The organism is Streptomyces sp. NPDC088745, from assembly GCF_044751045.1.
Taxonomy (GTDB): Bacteria; Actinomycetota; Actinomycetes; order Streptomycetales; family Streptomycetaceae; genus Streptomyces; species Streptomyces cremeus.
Genome location: NZ_JBIVLB010000012.1, coordinates 46,261 through 64,295, shown reverse-complemented (window position 1 = coordinate 64,295; position 18,035 = coordinate 46,261). Strand labels below are relative to the sequence as shown.

19 protein-coding genes are annotated in these 18,035 nt (G+C 73.7%); 12 read left to right on the top strand and 7 right to left on the bottom strand.

Annotation, left to right across the window (positions count from 1 at the left end; all coding sequences use genetic code 11):
- Positions 1-28: 28 nt before the first annotated feature.
- The 3 genes from ACIP93_RS27260 (at position 29) to ACIP93_RS27250 (ending at position 4,967) form a co-directional block, all read left to right on the top strand.
- Positions 29-1,738 carry a chitinase gene (locus ACIP93_RS27260; protein ID WP_401762543.1) on the top strand — a complete coding sequence of 570 codons (1,710 nt, stop codon included), beginning with the start codon at positions 29-31 and terminating at the stop codon, positions 1,736-1,738.
- Positions 1,739-2,014: 276 nt separating this feature from the next.
- Positions 2,015-3,496, top strand: coding sequence for a hypothetical protein (locus ACIP93_RS27255; protein WP_401762540.1), 1,482 nt, complete (start codon positions 2,015-2,017; stop codon positions 3,494-3,496).
- 127 nt (positions 3,497-3,623) lie between these two features.
- A complete protein-coding gene (locus tag ACIP93_RS27250; protein WP_401762537.1) occupies positions 3,624-4,967 on the top strand; it encodes a hypothetical protein in 1,344 nt (447 codons plus the stop codon).
- A 70-nt stretch (positions 4,968-5,037) separates the two neighbouring features.
- Here ACIP93_RS27250 and ACIP93_RS27245 read toward each other — a convergent pair whose 3' ends face one another.
- On the bottom strand, positions 5,038-5,757 hold the full coding sequence (locus tag ACIP93_RS27245) for a lysophospholipid acyltransferase family protein (protein ID WP_401762535.1): 720 nt from the start codon (positions 5,755-5,757) through the stop codon (positions 5,038-5,040).
- A gap of 165 nt (positions 5,758-5,922) precedes the next feature.
- Between ACIP93_RS27245 and ACIP93_RS27240 the strand changes: the two genes are divergently transcribed.
- The 5 genes from ACIP93_RS27240 to ACIP93_RS27220 all read left to right on the top strand — a co-directional run bounded on the left by ACIP93_RS27240 (position 5,923) and on the right by ACIP93_RS27220 (position 9,244).
- Positions 5,923-6,192: an acyl carrier protein gene (locus ACIP93_RS27240; RefSeq protein WP_345219386.1), complete on the top strand. Its 270-nt coding sequence runs from the start codon at positions 5,923-5,925 to the stop codon at positions 6,190-6,192.
- Positions 6,189-7,394 (top strand): beta-ketoacyl-[acyl-carrier-protein] synthase family protein, encoded by a 1,206-nt coding sequence (locus ACIP93_RS27235; RefSeq protein ID WP_401762533.1) that lies wholly within the window; start codon positions 6,189-6,191, stop codon positions 7,392-7,394. The genes ACIP93_RS27240 and ACIP93_RS27235 overlap by 4 nt, the downstream gene beginning before the upstream one ends.
- A gap of 74 nt (positions 7,395-7,468) precedes the next feature.
- On the top strand, positions 7,469-7,942 hold the full coding sequence (locus tag ACIP93_RS27230) for an NUDIX hydrolase (protein WP_345219388.1): 474 nt from the start codon (positions 7,469-7,471) through the stop codon (positions 7,940-7,942).
- Between the two features lie 155 nt (positions 7,943-8,097).
- A complete protein-coding gene (nadE, locus tag ACIP93_RS27225; RefSeq protein ID WP_401762529.1) occupies positions 8,098-8,928 on the top strand; it encodes an ammonia-dependent NAD(+) synthetase in 831 nt (276 codons plus the stop codon).
- Between the two features lie 109 nt (positions 8,929-9,037).
- On the top strand, positions 9,038-9,244 hold the full coding sequence (locus ACIP93_RS27220; protein WP_345219390.1) for a cold shock domain-containing protein: 207 nt from the start codon (positions 9,038-9,040) through the stop codon (positions 9,242-9,244).
- Positions 9,245-9,286: 42 nt separating this feature from the next.
- Here the strand turns inward: ACIP93_RS27220 and ACIP93_RS27215 are convergent, their stop codons facing one another.
- Together ACIP93_RS27215 and ACIP93_RS27210 are read right to left on the bottom strand one after the other, a co-directional pair.
- Positions 9,287-9,553, bottom strand: a complete 267-nt coding sequence (locus ACIP93_RS27215; RefSeq protein ID WP_345219391.1) for a hypothetical protein — start codon at positions 9,551-9,553, stop codon at positions 9,287-9,289.
- Positions 9,550-9,849, bottom strand: a complete 300-nt coding sequence (locus ACIP93_RS27210) for a hypothetical protein (RefSeq protein WP_345219392.1) — start codon at positions 9,847-9,849, stop codon at positions 9,550-9,552. Before ACIP93_RS27210 ends, ACIP93_RS27215 begins: the two co-directional genes overlap by 4 nt.
- A gap of 94 nt (positions 9,850-9,943) precedes the next feature.
- Between ACIP93_RS27210 and ACIP93_RS27205 the strand changes: the two genes are divergently transcribed.
- Both ACIP93_RS27205 and ACIP93_RS27200 read left to right on the top strand, forming a co-directional pair.
- The gene (locus ACIP93_RS27205) at positions 9,944-10,612 is read left to right on the top strand and encodes a class I SAM-dependent methyltransferase (protein WP_401762524.1); all 669 of its coding nucleotides are present in this window, start codon (positions 9,944-9,946) and stop codon (positions 10,610-10,612) included.
- A 148-nt stretch (positions 10,613-10,760) separates the two neighbouring features.
- Positions 10,761-11,420 carry a maleylpyruvate isomerase N-terminal domain-containing protein gene (locus ACIP93_RS27200; protein ID WP_401762521.1) on the top strand — a complete coding sequence of 220 codons (660 nt, stop codon included), beginning with the start codon at positions 10,761-10,763 and terminating at the stop codon, positions 11,418-11,420.
- 87 nt (positions 11,421-11,507) lie between these two features.
- Here the strand turns inward: ACIP93_RS27200 and ACIP93_RS27195 are convergent, their stop codons facing one another.
- From ACIP93_RS27195 to ACIP93_RS27180, 4 genes are all read right to left on the bottom strand, one after another.
- Entirely contained in the window at positions 11,508-12,140 is a 633-nt protein-coding gene (locus tag ACIP93_RS27195; protein WP_401762520.1) for an ATP-binding protein, read from the bottom strand.
- Positions 12,137-12,730 (bottom strand): alpha/beta hydrolase, encoded by a 594-nt coding sequence (locus ACIP93_RS27190; protein WP_401762517.1) that lies wholly within the window; start codon positions 12,728-12,730, stop codon positions 12,137-12,139. Before ACIP93_RS27190 ends, ACIP93_RS27195 begins: the two co-directional genes overlap by 4 nt.
- Before the next feature lie 117 nt (positions 12,731-12,847).
- Positions 12,848-13,405 (bottom strand): hypothetical protein, encoded by a 558-nt coding sequence (locus ACIP93_RS27185; protein ID WP_401762514.1) that lies wholly within the window; start codon positions 13,403-13,405, stop codon positions 12,848-12,850.
- Between the two features lie 474 nt (positions 13,406-13,879).
- A complete protein-coding gene (locus ACIP93_RS27180; protein WP_401762511.1) occupies positions 13,880-14,275 on the bottom strand; it encodes a VOC family protein in 396 nt (131 codons plus the stop codon).
- Between the two features lie 213 nt (positions 14,276-14,488).
- On the opposite strand from ACIP93_RS27180, the gene ACIP93_RS27175 reads away from it, so the two are divergent.
- Entirely contained in the window at positions 14,489-16,036 is a 1,548-nt protein-coding gene (locus ACIP93_RS27175; protein WP_401762509.1) for an AMP-binding protein, read from the top strand.
- Positions 16,037-16,346: 310 nt separating this feature from the next.
- Positions 16,347-17,744: an NADP-specific glutamate dehydrogenase gene (gene gdhA, locus ACIP93_RS27170; protein WP_401762507.1), complete on the top strand. Its 1,398-nt coding sequence runs from the start codon at positions 16,347-16,349 to the stop codon at positions 17,742-17,744.
- The last annotated feature ends 291 nt before the right edge of the window (positions 17,745-18,035 follow it).

Below are 18,035 nucleotides of genomic sequence, written 5' to 3'. Positions count from 1 at the left end.
CCCACACCTCTCTCCCCGGAGGCTCCCCGTGGACCCCCAGCGCACCCCCGCCCCCACCCGCAGACGCCGCCGCTCCACCCTCACCGCCGCCCTGACCGCCGCCGCCCTCGCCGCCGTCGGCATGGCCACCGCCCCCACTGCGCAGGCCGCCGACCTCAACGTCGCGAAGAACGCCGGCTTCGAGTCGGGCCTCGCCAACTGGACCTGTACGGCCGGTGCTTCCGTCAGCACCCCCGTCCGCACCGGCGCCGCCGCCCTCAAGGCCACCCCCGCCGGCCAGGACAACGCCCGCTGCTCGCAGTCCGTCGCCGTGAAGCCCGGCGCGACCTACACCCTCTCCGCCTGGACCCAGGGCGGTTACGCCTACCTCGGTGCGAGCGGCACCGGCACCACCGACGTGTCGACCTGGTCGCCCGGCTCCACCGCGTGGAAGCAGCTCACCACCACCTTCAAGGCGGGCCCGAACACCACGTCCGTCACGGTCTACACCCACGGCTGGTACGGCCAGGCCGCCTACTTCGTCGACGACGTCTCCGTCTTCGGCCCCGACGGCGGCGGCGGTCCCGACCCCGAGCCCGGCATCCCGGCCACCCCCACCGGCCTGACCGTCGGCTCGCCCACCTCGACCTCCCTCACCCTGACCTGGTCCGGCGTCGCGGGCGCCACCTCGTACCACGTCTACCGGGGCGGCACGAAGCTCCCGCCGGTCACCGGCACCTCCACGACGGTCACCGGCCTCACCCCCGACACCGCCTACGACTTCCAGGTCACCGCGGTGAACACAGCGGGCGAATCCGCCAGGTCGACGACTGTCAGCGGCCGTACCGCCAAGGGCGACACCAACCCCAACCCCAACGTCCCCCGGCACGCCCTGACCGGTTACTGGCAGAACTTCAACAACGGCGCGACCGTCCAGAAGCTGCGCGACGTGCAGGCCCAGTACGACATCATCGCCGTCTCCTTCGCCGACTCGACGGCCACGCCCGGCCAGATCACCTTCAACCTGGACCCGGCGGTGGGCTACACCAATGTCGCCGACTTCAAGGCGGACATCGCCGCGAAGAAGGCGGCGGGCAAGTCGGTGATCCTCTCCATCGGCGGCGAGAAGGGCAACGTCACGATCAACAGCGACGCCTCCGCCACCGCCTTCGCCAACAGCGCGTACGCGCTCATGCAGGAGTACGGCTTCAACGGCGTCGACGTCGACCTCGAACACGGCATCAACTCCACCTACCTGACCAAGGCCCTGCGCCAGCTCTCCGCCAAGGCGGGCCCGAACATGGTCCTCACGATGGCCCCCCAGACCATCGACATGCAGTCCACCGGCACCGAGTACTTCAAGACCGCCCTCGCCGTGAAGGACATCCTCACCGTCGTCAACATGCAGTACTACAACTCCGGCTCCATGCTCGGCTGCGACGGCAAGGTCTACAGCCAGGGCTCGGTCGACTTCCTCACCGCGCTGGCCTGCATCCAGCTCGAAGGCGGTCTCGACGCCTCCCAGGTCGGCCTGGGCGTCCCCGCCTCCCCGCGCGGCGCGGGCAGCGGCTACGTGTCCCCGTCCATCGTCAACAACGCCCTCGACTGCCTCACCCGGGGCACCGGCTGCGGCTCCTTCAAGCCCGCCCGCACCTACCCCGCCCTGCGCGGCGCGATGACCTGGTCCACCAACTGGGACGCCACCGCCGGCAACGCCTGGTCCAACGCGGTCGGCCCCCACGTCCACGGCCTCCCGTAGCCCTGGGCCCCCTCAACGCACCCTGCCCGTACGGGACGTGACCGTACGGGCAGGGTGTCTCCATGTCTCCGGCGCCCCCGCCGGAACGCACGTCCCCCGGGACGGCCGGGTGCCCCGAACGGGTGTCGTCCCGTTGCCGGGTGTGCGTGGCTCCTGTGGAGTGGTCCGGGTGTGTGTAGGAACGTAACTCCTCCTCCGGTACGAGCTGACGCGTACGGGGAGACACGCGCACGGCACGGGCGCACAGGCACCGCGACAGGGAGAGAGGGGGCCGCGATGGCAACCCGTACGGCCAGCGAGAACACCGGCGTACGGCGCGGGGCGCACCCGGACGGGAAGCCGGACGGGAAGCCGGACGGAGTCGGTACGGTCGCGCCCGCCGTGCCGCAGGCCCCGCTGGACCCGCCGCCGGGCAGCACCGATCCCGAGCTCCTGGTCAGGGCCTCCGTGCTGCTCGCCGAAGCCGCGCTCGCCGCCCGGCAGGCCGGGGCCGAGATGACCGCCGCCGCCTTCAGCCCGCGGCTCGGGCTCGACGCGCTCAAGCGGCCCCTCTGGGCGCTCGGCGCCCTCGCCTCCACCGCCAGGGCGCTCACCAACCCCGCCGGGCTCGGCGGCACCGTCAACGGCGGCGTCCTGGGTGAGTTCGCACGCTCCGCCCTCGCTCTCGCACGGCTGCGCCCGGCCCCCGTCGCCATGGCCGTCGACGCGTTCGCGATGCGCGTCGAGGCCGCCGCCATCGAGCACCCCAACCTCGCCGAGCCCCTGGCCAAGGAACTCACCGACGCACTGGTGGCGGGCCGGCGGCTCGACGCGGTCCGGGCCGCCCGCCGCCTCGTCGACCTCATGGGGGTCACCCGCACCCTCACCACCGTCAGCCCCGTCCTCATGGAGCTGCTCGCGCTGATCGCCCTGCTCGACCAGAACCCCGCCAACGACGCCTTCGCCTGGGTGACCCTGGCCGGCGGCGTCCCCGCCACGGACCCCTTCCTCGGGCTGCCCGCCGGGCTCATCCGCTACCTCAACCCCGGCCCCGGCCGGGCCGAGCGCGCCCGGCCCGACCGCATCCTGGAACGCTGCCTGGCCCGCTCCAGCAACGAGATCGTCAGCTACATCGACGACATCGCCGCCCTCGGCAACCACGGCCTCGCCCTGCTGCGCCGCGTCCGGTGCGCCGACGGCGCGGAACGGCACGTCCTGCTGCTGCCCGGCACCGGCTTCGGCCGGATGCGCAACAGCACCCCGCAGGACGTGGTCGGCGCCTTCGACGCCGTGCTGCGCACCGACACGACGTACTCGCGCGCCGCGAAGCAACTGCTGCTGCGCTCGGGCGTCCCGGTCGGCTCGGACCTGATGATCGTCGGCCACAGCCTCGGCGGGATCACCGCCATGAACCTGGCGGCCGACCTGGACCTGGTCTCCACGTACCGGCTCACCCATGTCGTCGCCGTCGGCTCGCCCATCGACAACAAGCGGCCCGCCGACCCCGACACACAGGTCATCAGCCTGGTCAACAAGTACGACGTCATCCCCAACCTCGACGGCCGCGGCCCCTCGTCGCCCAACGACATCCCCGCGCACTGGGTCGAACTGGCCTGGCTGGACGACACCTACGACTATCCGCTGTCCCACGCGCCCCAGTCGTACTCCGGCACCCTGCGCAACGCGATGCCGCAGCACCGCGCGCACGTCAACTCGCTGATCAGGCCGTACGACGGCGAGATCGTCGGCAACCAGCCGTATCTGCTGCTCGACAAGTAGCCCCGCCCGGCCGGCGGTCCGAGCCGCGCCGAGGCGGCCCCGGCGGTCCCACCCGTACGACCCGGCCGCTTCCGAACGCCCCCTCACCTCCCGTGCTCATCCCTGGAACGCCACGAAAGGCCGCCCGATGACCGTGCTCGACGACCCGACCGGGGCCCGCGGGCCCGCCACCGCCCGGCCGCTGGAGAACGTCCTGTTCGGCGCCGCCCTGGCCGCCCGGCGCTTTCCGTGGATCGACGCGCCCGCCCGCGCGCTCGGGCTGACCCCGTTCACCCGCGAGAGCCTCACCCGGCAACTGCTGGCCCACCTCAAGGACAGCGCCTCGGGCCGCCCGGTCCGGCTGCACACGCCGTTCGGCGCCTGCCTCGCGCCGCTCGACGCCGACGACGCCGCCGGCCTGCTGGCCCGCGCCCACGAGGCGGGGGCGCTCGGCCGCGCCGAGCACCTCACCCCCGACGGCGACCGCCACCCCGTCGCCCCGCACGCGGCCCTCCCCGTGCCGCCGTCGTACCTGGGCGAGGTGCACCCGCTCGCCGCGCAGGAGGCGGCGCTGCTGCTCGCCGCCCGGCACGCCGACGCCACCGTGTCCCGGGAGGACTGGGACACGGCCGCCCGGCGGCTGGCCCGCCGGGTCGTCCTGGGCGCGGCCGCCGCCGAGGACACCCTGCTCAGCGACCTGCTGGCGGCGGCGGGCAGCTCCGCGGACACCCACGAGCACACCGACCGGGCCGCCGCGCTGCGCCGGCGTCTCACCCCGTACCTGCGCGCCGGCGGCGGCCTCGCGGACGGGGCGGACCTGCCGGAGGAGCAGACCGCGGCGGCCGTGGAGCACATGCTCGACCTGCTCACCCGGGCCACCACGCACACCGCGCGCCAAGCCTTCGCCCTGGCCGCTGCCCGGCCCGCTGCCCGGCCCGCGCTGCCCGTGACGGCTCCGATGTCCGTGGCGGAGCGCGCCGAGGCCGCCGTGGAGGAGGCGCTGCGCCGCCATCCGCCCCGGTGGGCGACGAGCTACGAGGTGCTGGCGCCGTTCCGCTGGCAGGACGTGTCCATCGCGGCGGGCACGGACATCCTGTGTGCCACCGCCTGGCTGAACGACCTGGCGGAGGGCCCCGGGGGAGCGGCGCCCTCCTTGTGCGCGGTGCCCGGGACGTGCGAGGCGGCGGACCTGGCCGTGTTCACCGCCCGTGCGCTGGTCACCGCCCTTCTCGACACCGCCGAGCCGCTCGTGCTGGAACGCGGCCCCGCCCCGTTGCGCGACCGGGGTCCCGCCCACCACGCCACCCTGGCCAGGGAGAGCGCCCTCGGCCTCGAAGAGCACGCCGGGCGGCTCGCCGAGTGCGCCCGCGACAGCGGCTGGAACCGCGACGCCGTCGGCGAACGCTCCCGGATGCTCCTGCTCGACCACGCCGAACGCTGCCGCCGCGCCGCCGCCGACGTACGGAACGCGGCGCGCCGGCTGGCTCGTTGAACGGTACGGAGCCGGACCCGCCGGTGCGCCGGGGCGGCCGGGGCCAAGGGCGCGACGGGACCGGCGGCGCTCAGTGGAAGGGCGAGGCGCGCCGTGCCCGGTCCCGGTCCACCATTTTCTGCACCGTCGCCTGCGCCTCGTCGCACAACAACCGGGCCGCGGCCGCCCGTTCGGAGAAGGACTGCGACCGCGCGGGAACGGGAATCGGCTCCCCGAACGAGATCAGCCATTTCGACGGCAGCGGCAGCAGCGTGGTGACCGGGAAATAGGGCAGCCCGGCCAACCGGGCCAGGAAATCCACCTCGCCGAATTTCGGATAAGCCTCCTCCGCGCCCACGATCGACACCGGAACGACCGGTGCGCCGGCCCGCATCGCCGTGACCGCGAATCCCGTGCTGAAAGTGCGCAGCCGGTATCTCTGCCGGAAGGATTTGCGCACCCCCGAGAAACCCTCGGGGAAGAGGGCCACGGCCCGCCCCTCCGCCAGCCGGCCCAGTCCCACCGTCGGGTCGTTCTCGAAGACTCCGGCCTTGCGCGCGGTCGAGGCGACGACGGGGAACCGGAACACCAGGCTCGACGCCATGATGTCGACCGGCCTGGCCAGGTCCCGTTCCAGCACCTCGTTCAGGATGAAACCGTCGAGCGCCCACGCTCCGGAATGATTGGCGACAAGTATCACCGGACCGGACGCGGGAATGTTCTCCGTTCCGGAGACCTCCGCCCGGAAATAACTGTCGGCCAGCCACGCCAGCAACCCGCGCAGCGCTTTGTCGCCGACGTCCTCCACCACATCCTGCACAGTCGGCCCGCCTCACGTCCAAGGGCTCGGTAAGGGAATGCGGCCAGTATGTCGGCGGGTCGCCCGCGACTTGTCGATACAGTGCCCGACAGCACCAGATCAACTCGAATGTCCCAGACCGGCTCCCACTCCCAAATGACCCCGTGGAAGGGCGACATGAGTACGTCTGCACAGTTGGAAACCCGGGACTCCCGGGACACCCGGGAAATCGTCACCGGACTTCTCGTGGGGAAATTCGAGGCCGACCCCGCCGAAGTGCGGGAAACCGCCCCGATGTCGGCCCTCCTCATCGACTCCCTCATGGTCGTCGAGATGGCCATCACCCTCCAGGACGAGCTGGGCGTCACGCTCGGCGAGGAGGACCTCCGCGACCTCACCCTCGGCGAGTTCGTCTCCCGGGTCGACGAACGGCGGGCGCGCGCATGAGCGCCGCGTCCGCCCCGGTGGTGACCGGCGTCGGACTGGTCACCGCCGCGGGTCCCGACCGGGACACCACCTGGGCCGCGGTCCGCGAGGGCCGCCCCACCGCGGCGCCCGATCCGCGCCTGCGCGACCTCCCGGTGTCGCTGACCTGCCGGGCCCCGGAGTTCGACCACCCCGTCCTGCGCCGACGGGGCACCGCCACTCTCGACCCCGTCGCCCGCCTCGCCCTCGCCGCGACCGCGCAGGCCCTGGAGCAGGCCGGTCTGGACCCCGCCGAATGGGACGAGTCCCGGGTGGCGGTCGTCACCGGCCACGGCACCGGCGGCGTCCACTCCGAGGAGGCGGCCACCGCCCGCCTCGCCGAGCGGGGCCCGGGAAGCGTCTCCGCGTACTTCCTCACCGGCTACCTGATCAACATGGCGGCCGCCGCCATCGCCCTGCGCTTCGGTGTCACGGGCCCGACCGTGGCCCTTTCCACGGCCTGCGCCTCCGGTACGACCGCCCTGGGCGCGGCCCGCGACCTGCTGGCCTCGGGCCAGTGCGACATCGCCCTGGTCTGCGGCGCGGAGTCGCCCCTCACCCGCCTCATCGTCACGGGCTTCACCCAGCTCGGTGCGCTGTCGAACCACTCCTCGCGCCCCTTCGACGCGGAGCGGGACGGCTTCGTGATCGCCGAGGGCGCCGGCACGCTGGTCCTGGAACGCGCCGAACACGCCCGGGCGCGGGGCGCGTGCTCCCTCGCGCGCCTCATCGGTTACGGAGCCTCCACCGACGCCCACCACCTGGTGGCCCCCGACCCCGGGGGCCGGGGCGCGGAACGCGCGGTGCGGGCCGCGCTGGCCGAGGCCTCCCTCCTTCCCGGGGACGTCGGCCACATCAACGCCCACGGCACGTCGACGCCGCGCAACGACGCCGTGGAAGGCGCCCTGCTGCGGCGCGTCTTCCCGCACCGCCCTCCGGTGACGTCCGCCAAGGGCGCCCTCGGTCACACGCTGGGCGCTGCGGGGGCGATCGAGGCGGCCCTGACGGTGCTCGCCCTGAACGAGGGCATGGTGCCACCGACGGCGGGCCTGACGGAGCCGGACAAGTCCCTGGACATCGACGTCGTCCGGGGCGGGGCGCGCGCCCTGCGGGAGCCGATCGCCCTCAGCACGTCGTTCGGGTTCGGCGGACACAACGCGGCGGTGGTGCTGGCGAAGGGGTGAGGACGCCGTCCCGCCGGCGGGCGGCCCGCTCGAACCGGCCGAGTGAAATCGGGGCGTGGGGTTAGCCTCCCGGCATGGACTTGCGACTTGCGGCGTACGCCGTGTGCATCGAGGACGGCAGGGCCCTGCTCGCCCACGCCGTCAAGCCGGACGGCACCCAGGTCTGGACCCTCCCCGGCGGCCGGGTCGAGGGCGGCGAGGACCCGGTGGACGCCGTCGTACGGGAGGTCGCCGAGGAGACCGGGCTCACCGCCGAGGTGGTACGCCTCCTCGGGGTGGACTCCCGCACGGTCCCGGCGGCGGAACGCCGTGCGCCGGGCCTGCCCGCGCTGCACAACGTCGGCGTCTTCTACCGGGTCCGCATCACCGGCGGCCGCCTCCGCCCCGAGCCCGACGGCGAGACCGCCGAGTCGGTGTGGATCCCCCTCGCGGGCGTGCCGGGCCTCGCCCGCTCCTCCCTCGTGGACACCGGCCTCGCCCTCGCGCGGAACGCCCCGGCCTCCGGCCACGTCCCTCCGGTCCCGCTCGGCGGATTGATCGAGCACTGAGCGGGGCAGCCGGATACAGGGGCCGGCCGGACGACACGTCGCCCGGATGCCCTGGTCAGGGCACCGCCCCCGTCGCCTAGAGTGCGGAGTGTCCCCCGGGGACACCCCGGCGGCCCCCGACCTCAGACCCACACCGCAGACCGAGGAGAGCAACCGTGACCGACCAGGCGCCCACGTCCGAGCAGCAGGAGATCGCCCGGGATCTGCACGTCGGCGCGTCCTTCGACGCGCAGCAGGAGATCGAGAAGCGGGTTGCCTTCCTCGTCGGCCAGCTCACCTCCACCGGCCTGCGCGCGCTGGTGCTGGGCATCAGCGGAGGCGTGGATTCCACGGTGGCCGGACGGCTCTGCCAGCTCGCCGTGGAGCGGGTGCGCGAGAACGGCGGCGACGCCACCTTCTACGCGATGCGCCTGCCGTACGGCGCCCAGGCCGACGAGCAGGACGCCCAGCGCGCCCTGAAGTTCATCCAGCCGGACGAGGTCCTCACCGCCGACGTGAAGGGCGCGAGCGACGCGTCGCTGGAGGCCCTGATCGCCGGTGGCACCGCCTTCCGCGACGCCCACCAGCAGGACTTCGTACACGGCAACATCAAGGCCAGGCAGCGCATGATCGCCCAGTTCGCGGTGGCGGGCGCCAAGAACGGCCTCGTCGTCGGCACCGACCACGCGGCCGAGGCGGTCTCCGGCTTCTTCACCAAGTTCGGCGACGGCGCGGCCGACGTCGTACCGCTGACCGGCCTGACCAAGCGGCGCGTGCGTGCCGTCGGCGCCGGCCTGGGCGCGCCCGCCGAGCTGGTCGGCAAGGTGCCGACGGCCGACCTGGAGACGCTGAGCCCCGGCAAGGCCGACGAGGACGCGCTCGGGGTCACGTACGACCAGATCGACGACTTCCTGGAGGGGAAGGCCATCGACCCGGCCGCGTACGACACCATCGTGCGCCGCTACCGGGCCACCGAGCACAAGCGCCGGCTGCCGATCGCGCCCTGACCGCCCGCCGTCGGACCGGAGCGGTCCCGGGGAAGAGGCGGAACGGGGCCGGCTGAGGCATGTTGGAAGGGCCGGGACCGTACGTTCGCCGTCCGGAGGGAGAACGGCCATGGACACCAGGTGCGAGGGGTACGTCGAGTACTTCAACCGCAGCGGGGGGTACGGCTTCGTCGTCCCCTTCGGGCAGCGGGACCAGGTCTTCGTCCGGAGCGAGGACGTCGAGGGGGACGTGCAGGTGCTCACCGAGGGACAGCACGTCTCCTTCACGCTGGAACTCGGCGCCGGACGCTGGGAGGCGCACCACGTCCGGGTGTGACCGCCGCGGGCCCGGCCGCCACGGCGGGCGGGCCCGCGGCGCTCAGGGCCCGGCCACCAGCCAGGTGATCAGGACCGCGTCGAGTTCGCCGCTGTAGCGGTGCACGACCGAGATGCCGCGCCCGCCGGTGGTCTCCGGGAGCAGTTCGACGACGTACGAGTCCGAGCCCTCGCCCGCGTCGGGCACCGGGCGGCCCCGCTGCGGGTCGGTCTCCAGGGAGGCCCGCACCGCCTCCACGGCGGCCCGTTCGCGCGGGGCGAGGTCGATCCTGGCCTTCTCCGCGCCGTCGCTGTAGAAGGCCAGGGTCACCGGCGGCCGGCCTCGCCCAGCTTGCGGCGCAGCTCGGCGGCCACGTCGTCGTTGGGCCGGGCGAGCGCGGCCGCGCCGTCGGGGTCCAGACGCAGCAGGACCCGGTGCCGGTAGGCCTGGATGAGCTCGCGGACCTGGGCGAGGTCGTCCAGGTCGGCGTCGTCGAGCTCCGCCTCGAACCGCTCCAGGTCGACCGTGCTGTGGGTCCGCAGGGCGGCGCGGAGTTCGTGCAGGGTGCCCATGGGGGGCCCGGCTGCGGGCAGCTCGACGCGCTGGTGGGCCGGTTGTGCGGTCACGGGCTTGCCTCCTCGTCACTGCCCAGAAGCTACCCGGGGGACGGGACGGTACGCACCCGCCCCCCCGGGACCTGGCCTCGCCTGCAGTCGCCGGGTGACCGAACCCCCCCACCTCGCCGCCGTCCGCGAGTCCTACGACACCGTCGCCGAAGCCTACGCGGACCAGGTCCCGGCGCCCGCCCGACTCGACCCGCTCTCCCGGGCGTTGCTCGCCGCGTTCGCCGAGACGGTACGCACCGCCGCGCTCGGCCCGGTCGCCGACCTGGGCTGCGGCCCGGGCAAGGTGACCGCGCACCTGGCGGGCCTGGGCGTACCCGCCCTCGGCCTCGACCTGTCGCCGAGGATGATCGGACTGGCGCGGGCGGCCCACCCCCGTCTCCCCTTCGCGGTGGGCTCCATGACCGCGCTGCCCCTCGCCGACCGCTCGCTGGGCGGCATCCTCGCGTACTACTCCACCCACCACACCCCGCCGGACCACCTCCCCGGCGTCTTCGCGGAGTTCTGCCGCGTGCTGGCCCCCGGCGGCCACCTCATGCTGGCCGGTCACGTGGGTGAGGAAGGGATACGACGTCCCCGGCAGGCGTACGGCGGCCACCCCGTCTCGTACACGAGCCATCTCCTGCCGCCGCCCCGCGTCGCCGCGCTGCTGCGCGGGGCGGGACTCGCGCTGGACACGCACGTGGTGGACGAGCCGGCCGAGGGGGCGACCAGGTCCTTCGCCACCTTCCTGGCCCACCGGCCCGAGGCCGCGCCGACGGTCTGAGTTCCGGGGCGGGGGCGCAGACCCGCCGGTTCGAGCCGACGAGGCTCACGCGGTCCTGGCCGGAGGCGTCGCGGAGTTCGCCGGCCGCGTCCTGCGGGAGGGACGCGCGGGGTTGTCCGCCGCCTCGGCCTGCCACTAGCGTGCCCGCGTGGATCTCTTCTCGCACACATGGGCCGCCCTGCGCGCCGCGGTCGCCGGTCTCGCCGACGAGGACTTCGCCCGCCCCTCGGGCTGCGACGGCTGGCTCGTACAGGACCTGGTCTGCCATCTGATCATCGACGCCCAGGACGTACTGATCACCCTGGCCACCCCCGAGGACGGCGCGCCGACCCGCGACGAGCTGACCTACTGGGACGTCTCCGGCACCCCTCCGACCGGCGAGGACCCGCTGGACGCGCTGACGGTTCGGCTGGCCGCCGCCTACCGGGACCCCGGGCTCCTCAAGTTCCACCTGGACGACATCGGTTCGGCCGCGGGGCGGGCCGGGGCGCTGGCCGACCGGACCTCGCGGGTCGGCACGCGCGACGAGGTGCTGACCGCGGGGGCCTACCTCTCCACGTACGTCATGGAGTGGACGCTCCACCACCTCGACCTCGTCGCGCACCTCCCGGCGGGCGTACCGGGCCCGCCCGCCGAGGGGCTCGCGGCGTCGCGGCAGATGCTGGAGCGGATCGCGGGGACCTCCTTCCCGGCGTCGTTCTCCGACGAGGACGCGCTGCTGGTGGGCACGGGGCGGCGGACCGCCACGGCGAAGGAGCGGGCGGAGCTGGGGGAGTTGGCGGAGCGGCTGCCGTTCGTGCTGAACTGACGGGCCCGCACGCGTCGTACCCCCTGAGCGACGGCGGCGACGACAGTGACGACGCCGAGCCGGCCCCCGCCGGGTGTGACGCGGCCGTCAGGCGGAGCGCCGGTCGTCGACCCGCACCTCCAACTGCGGCCAGGCCCCGGCCAGTCGGAGAAGGCCCCCGGGCGTCGGCGCGCCCAGCGCGCGTACGGCCCCGTCCGGCCTGAAGCGGACCAGCGTCCAGGTCGTGCCGTCGGGCTCGACGGGCTCAAGTCCGGTGACGGGGAAGCCGTGTTCGTAACGCTGGGTCCAGGCGCCGTTGCGGCGGCGGTTGGTGTGGACGAGCCAGTCGCTGAGCGCGGCGACCACGGACATGCCGCGCCGGGGGTGGCCGTCGGGCAGCGTCCCGGCCTGCGGGAAGTCGAAGAACCGCAGGTCCTTCGTGGCCATGACCGGCTTCTTCACGGTCCGGCCGTGCTCGTCCACGCGCGTGTCCGTACCCCGCCCGAAGTCTCGGACGGACAGGGAACCGTCGGCGTGCAGTACGACGTCGCAGGAGCCCCCGCCCGCGCTGGAGCTGGACGCTTCGTCCGCGGCATGGGCGAGCACCTCCAGGAGGAGGTGCTGAGGGCCGCCCGGAGCGAATTCCTCGGGACTCCGCCGGATCCGCGCCAGATGACCGGCGTCGACGAGACCGGACCAGTCGTGCGTCGTATTGGCCCAGGAGGCCCGCGACGGGTTCACAGCTCGCCGACGAACCGGTCCAGCTCCGCGACGACCTCGCCGAGCAGTCCCACGGACGCGGCGGCGTCACCGGGAATCTCCAACCCGTGGTCCGCCGAGGGCAGTTCGAGGACCCGGTGCGGGAGGTCGCGGGCGGTCCCGGACACCCACGTCCTGTCGCCCGTGCCGCCGACCAGCAGGGCGGGGGCCGTCGCCCGCGCGAGGTTCCGGGCCACCAGGGGGAGGTGCAGCAGGGGTGTCAGCCAGACCGCCGGAATCCCGCGGTCGGCGACCAGCCCGCTCGTGAGCGAGGCCAGTGACTTGCCGATCACGGCATCGCACGCTCCGTTCTCGGCCTCGACGGCCTCCGCGACCCGCCCTTCGGCCCAGGCCGCCTGCTGCTCGGTGGACAGCTCCCGGAAACCGTCCGGCAACCGCCACCACACCTCCCGCACGGTCCAGCCGTGTTGCAGCAGCACGGAGCGGGCGAAGTGCAGCAGCGGCCGGGCGGGTGTGTATCCGGCTCCCGGTACGACGAGCGCGACCCGACCGGTGCCGGCGCCCGCACCGGTGCCGGGTTCGAAGCGATGGGCGGGCACGGGGTGCGTCATGGGCTCAGGCTAATCCGCGCCTTCGCAGGCGAGGACCCCGGGACCGGACGGAACCGCCCCCGCCCGCAGCGGACGGGAACGGCCCCCTTCCTCAGGGCCGCACAGCCCCGTGCGCGCTCACCGGCCCCTGGAGAGGGCGTACAGCTCGCCCAGCGGGCTGCCCTCTCGCGTGACCGGTTCGTCGCACGTGCCCTCCTCGCGGATGCGGCCCCGGTCCAGGACGACCACCCGGTCCGCCCTCCGGACGTTGTCCAGCCGATGGCGGCCTCCAGGCGTGGCCGCCTCCAGCGCGGCCGCGGGGCTCGCCGCGGTAAGGAGGTGGGGGAGGGCCTGCGCGACGGCGGTCGGCACGACCGCCGTGCCGAGGCCCGGCAGGAGCTGGCAGGCCGGCACGGTGATCACCATGCACCGGTCGACCGACCAGGCCGGGCGTGCGGTCTGTGCCGACGCGGTCGGAATGCGCCGGGCCACGCCGAGGAGGGTGAGGCCCTCCATGGCCCGACGGTGCCGCCGCCCGGTGTGGTCCAGTTCGGGCGGCGGGCCGGGACGCGGCCGCGCGGGCCGGGGCGGCGGGACGGTGGGGGAGGGGGCGGGCCCGGTGGCCGGGCCGTGGTGGGGCCGGCCGTGCGGGGCCGGACCGGACGTACCGGGTCGGGCGTCCTCGGATTCGCTCATGCCGCCCACCACGGTGAACGGCGTGAGGAGACGCCGGGCAGGTTCCTGACGGCGTCAACCCGGTGCCGGGAGCAGCCGAACGTACCGGGAAGGTTCTCGAACGCGAAGTGACACTGGATGCGGATGCGGACGGGATGCACGATTCCCCCGGGAGAGACGCGGTCGGACGTGACAGCGAGGAAACTCTCCTGATCAAGGACCCGTTACGGGGGTCGGGCGAGGAATCATCGAATGGAAGTGCGATTCGATGGCGCGCGCCGCACCGGTACTGCGCGAGCGGACCGTGACCCGGCGTTCGATTCACTCGAAGGTGGCCCGTCCCCCGGGGGAGGGATTGCCGGGGGGCGTCCTGATGACGTGACAGGTGCGGCGGGCCCGGCGGTGCGGTCGCCCGGGGCCGTCGGGCCGCCGTGCCGCAGCCCCGGTCGGCCGCCGAGCCGTCCCCAAGGCGGCCGGGGAGGGCTCGGCGGCCGTTCACGGGCAGCGCGTCGCGAGCACGCAGAATTCGTTGCCCTCCGGATCCGTGAGCGTCACCCAGCTCTCCTTGCCCGTCTGGCCCACGTCCGCGTGCCGTGCCCCGAGCGCGAGCAGGCGGCGTACCTCTGTCTCCTGGTCCGTGTCGGTGGGATTGACGTCGATGTGCAGCCGGTTCTTGACCGATTTGCCCTCCGGGACCCGGGCGAACGCCAGCGTCGGCGGAACCGGGCCGGGCCGGTCCCTGCCCTCCGGCACCGCGGGCGAGCCGATCGAGACGTACTCGCCCCCGTCCTCCTCGGCCCGCGCCTCGTACCCGAGGACCGCGCACCAGAACCCGGCCAGCCGGAGCGGGTCCGCGCAGTCGATCGCGATCTCGGTGAACTTGCTGGTCATGGCAGGACCTCCGGAGCGGTGGCGGGTGTGTCGGGAGCCCAGGTTAGTCAGGGGAGTGTCAGAGGGCGGTCGTACGCTGCCTGGAGACGGAAGGGCGGAGGGGGGTGCAGGGCCGCAGGTGCATGACACGATGAAGGGTGCCCGGCGGCCGTCCGACGGCAGCCGCGGGCCGGCAGCGCGGGACGCCCCGGACGTACGGACGAGAGGACTGCCATGACCGCCACCGTCAGCTTCGAGGGCACCGAGACCGCTCCCGGGGAACTGGACGCCAGGGCCAGGAAGCTGGCGGGCGGGCTGTACGCTCTCGGGCTGCGCGCCGGCGACGTCGTCGCGGTGCTGCTGCGCAACGACGCCGCGTACGTCGACATCATGCTCGCCTGTCGCCTCGGGGGCTTCCACTTCTGCCCGCTGAACTGGCACTTCACCCCGACCGAACTCGCGTACATCGTGAAGGACTGCGGCGCGAAGGCCGTCGTCGGCCACACCGATCTGCTGGACGCGGCCCGCCAGGCCCTTCCCGACCACCTCACCGTCCTCGCCGTCGGCTCCGGCGACACCGACGGCCCGGCCGCGCCCGCCCCCGAACTGTACGAGTCCTGGCTGGCCCAGCAGCCGGACTACGACGGCCCGTTGGTGTCCCCCGGCGCGCACATGGCCTACACCTCCGGCACCACGGGACGCCCCAAGGGCGTCGTCCGCGCGCCCGTGCCCGTCGAGGAGATCGACGAGTTCCGTGACCGCACCCTCGCCGTCGTCGGCCGGGTCTACGGACTGCGCCCCGGCTGCCGCGCCCTGATGACCGCCCCGCTCTACCACAGCGCCCCGAGCATGTTCGCCCAGTACGCGGCCATCGCCGCCGACCTCCTCGTCATCGCCCCGCGCTTCGACCCGGAACAGACCCTCGCGCTGGTCGAGCGCCACCGCATCGACGCGCTCTACTGCGTACCGACCATGTACGTACGGCTGTTGAAGCTCCCGCGCGAGGTCCGCGAGCGGTACGACCTGTCCTCGCTGCGCTTCGTCGGCTCGACCGGAGCGCCCTGCGCGCCCGAGGTCAAGCGCGCCCTCATCGACTGGCTCGGCCCGATCGTCCACGAGACGTACGCCTCCAGTGAGACCGGTTACATCACCGTCATCGACTCCCACGAGGCCCTGGAGCGCCCCGGCAGCGTCGGCCGGCCGCTCGGCGACGCGCAGATCCGCGTCGTCGACGAGAACGGCAAGGACTGCGCGCCCGGCGAGGTCGGCGTGCTGTACGTCCGCCAGCCCGCGCACACGGACTTCACCTACCGGGGCCGCCCGGAGGCCCGCGAGGAGGCCGGCCTCGACGGACTGGTCTCGGTCGGTGACATGGGGTACCTGGACGAGGACGGCTACCTCTACGTCTGCGACCGCGCCGTCGACATGGTCATCTCCGGCGGCGTCAACATCTACCCCGCCGAGATCGAAGCCGCCCTGCTCGGTCTGCCCGGTGTCCTCGACTGCGCGGTCTTCGGCGTCCCGGACCCCGAGTTCGGCGAGCGCCTGCACGCCCTCGTCCAGCCCGATCCGGGCGCGAACCCCGACCCCGACGAGCTCCGCGCCGCCCTGCGCACCACGCTCGCGGGCTTCAAGGTCCCGCGCGCGCTCGACCTCGTCCCCGACCTGCCCCGCGATCCCAACGGCAAGATCGCAAAGCACCGCATCCGGGCCGCGTACGCCCAGGGGGGTGCGTCGGGAAGGGCGGACGCGAGGTCTTCCGGCACGCGGCCCGGCGGCTGACAGCCTCCTCCCCGCCGGCCCTCGCCGACGCGGCCGGGCCGGCCCCGCACGAGGGCTGCTGGTCAGCGCTGGTGCGCGGGGCGGACGTGGCGGGTTCCGCCCCCCGCGTCCCACGGGCCCGGAGCGCCAGCATGTGGACCGCTGTGAGCGTCCTTGACATGCACTGGAACAATCACCGGTCAGACGCGTCCGCGTGCCCCGGGTACGCGGACGGGGAATTCCCGAGTCGGCGCCCGGCCGACGGGGCCCCGGGCCGTCTCCCCGGTGGGCGCCGTGCCGGATGCCGACCAGCATGGAGAGGATGTGACCGATGTCCGCGACCACTTCTGGGCACACGCACCACGGCGCCGTCAGGAACGGTGCCTTCGACGACGGCGTCATCGAGAGGCTGTACGCCGAGGTGCTGCGCCGCAACCAGGGCGAGAGCGAATTCCACCAGGCGGTGCGCGAAGTCCTGGAGACGCTCGGCCCGCTCCTCGGCGCGCGCCCCGAGTTCATGGACGCCCGCATCGTGGAGCGCGTCTGCGAGCCCGAACGGCAGTTGATCTTCCGCGTCCCGTGGGCCGACGACAAGGGCGACATCCACGTCAACCGGGGCTTCCGGGTGGAGTTCTCCAGCGCCCTCGGCCCGTACAAGGGCGGGCTGCGCTTCCACCCTTCGGTCAACCTCGGCATCGTCAAGTTCCTCGGCTTCGAGCAGATCTTCAAGAACGCCCTGACCGGCATGCCGATCGGCGGCGGCAAGGGCGGCTCCGACTTCGACCCCAAGGGCCGCTCGGACGCCGAGGTGATGCGCTTCTGTCAGTCCTTCATGACCGAGTTGCACCGTCACATCGGCGAATACACGGACGTGCCGGCCGGTGACATCGGGGTGGGCGGCCGGGAGATCGGCTACCTCTTCGGCCAGTACAAGCGGATCACGAACCGTTACGAGTCCGGCGTGCTCACCGGCAAGGGCCTGGGCTGGGGCGGCGCACAGGCCCGCACCGAGGCCACGGGCTACGGCTGCGTGATGTTCACCGCCGAGATGCTGCGCGCCAGGGGCGAGAGCCTGGAGGGCCGCCGTGTCGCCGTGTCCGGTTCCGGCAATGTGGCCATCTACGCGACCGAGAAGGCCCAGCAGCTCGGCGCGACCGTGGTGACCTGCTCGGACTCCAGCGGTTACGTCGTCGACGACAAGGGCGTCGATCTCGCGCTCCTGAAGGAGATCAAGGAGGCCGGACGCGGCCGGGTCGCGGAGTACGCGGAGCGCCGGGGCCCGCACGCCCGGTTCGTGGCGGGCCGCGGCGTCTGGAACGTGCCGTGCGACGTGGCACTGCCGTGTGCCACGCAGAACGAGCTGGACGAGGACGACGCGCGCACTCTGGTCGCCAACGGCGTCCGCGCGGTCGCCGAAGGCGCGAACATGCCGACCACGCCGGGAGCGGTGCGGATCTTCCAGGAGGCGGGCGTCGCGTTCGCACCCGGAAAGGCCGCGAACGCGGGCGGGGTGGCCACCAGCGCCCTGGAGATGCAGCAGAACGCCTCGCGCGACTCGTGGACCTTCGCCCACACCGAGGAGCGGCTGGAGGAGATCATGCGCCACATCCACGAGGCCTGCCACACCACGGCCGAGCGCTACGGGGTGCCGGGCAACTACGTGGTCGGCGCGAACATCGCCGGCTTCGAACTGGTCGCGGACGCGATGTTGGCGCAGGGCCTGATCTGAGCAACGCTCAGGGGTGCGACGCCACCGGTCCTGGGCTGGGCCTGAGGGCCGCTCAGGGGTGCGACGCCACCGGTCCTGGGCTGGGCCTGAGGGCCGCTCAGGGGTGCGACGCCACCGGTCCTGGGCTGGACCTGAGCGCCGCTCAGGGACGCGATGCCGGTCCAGGGCTGGACCCGAGCGCCACTGAGACCCCGGGCCGGACCTGATTGCCGCTCAGGCAACCGACCGCGGAGCCGCGCGGCGAGCGCTTCAGGTGACGGGGCCGAGTCCCCGGCCCGACCCGTGACCGTC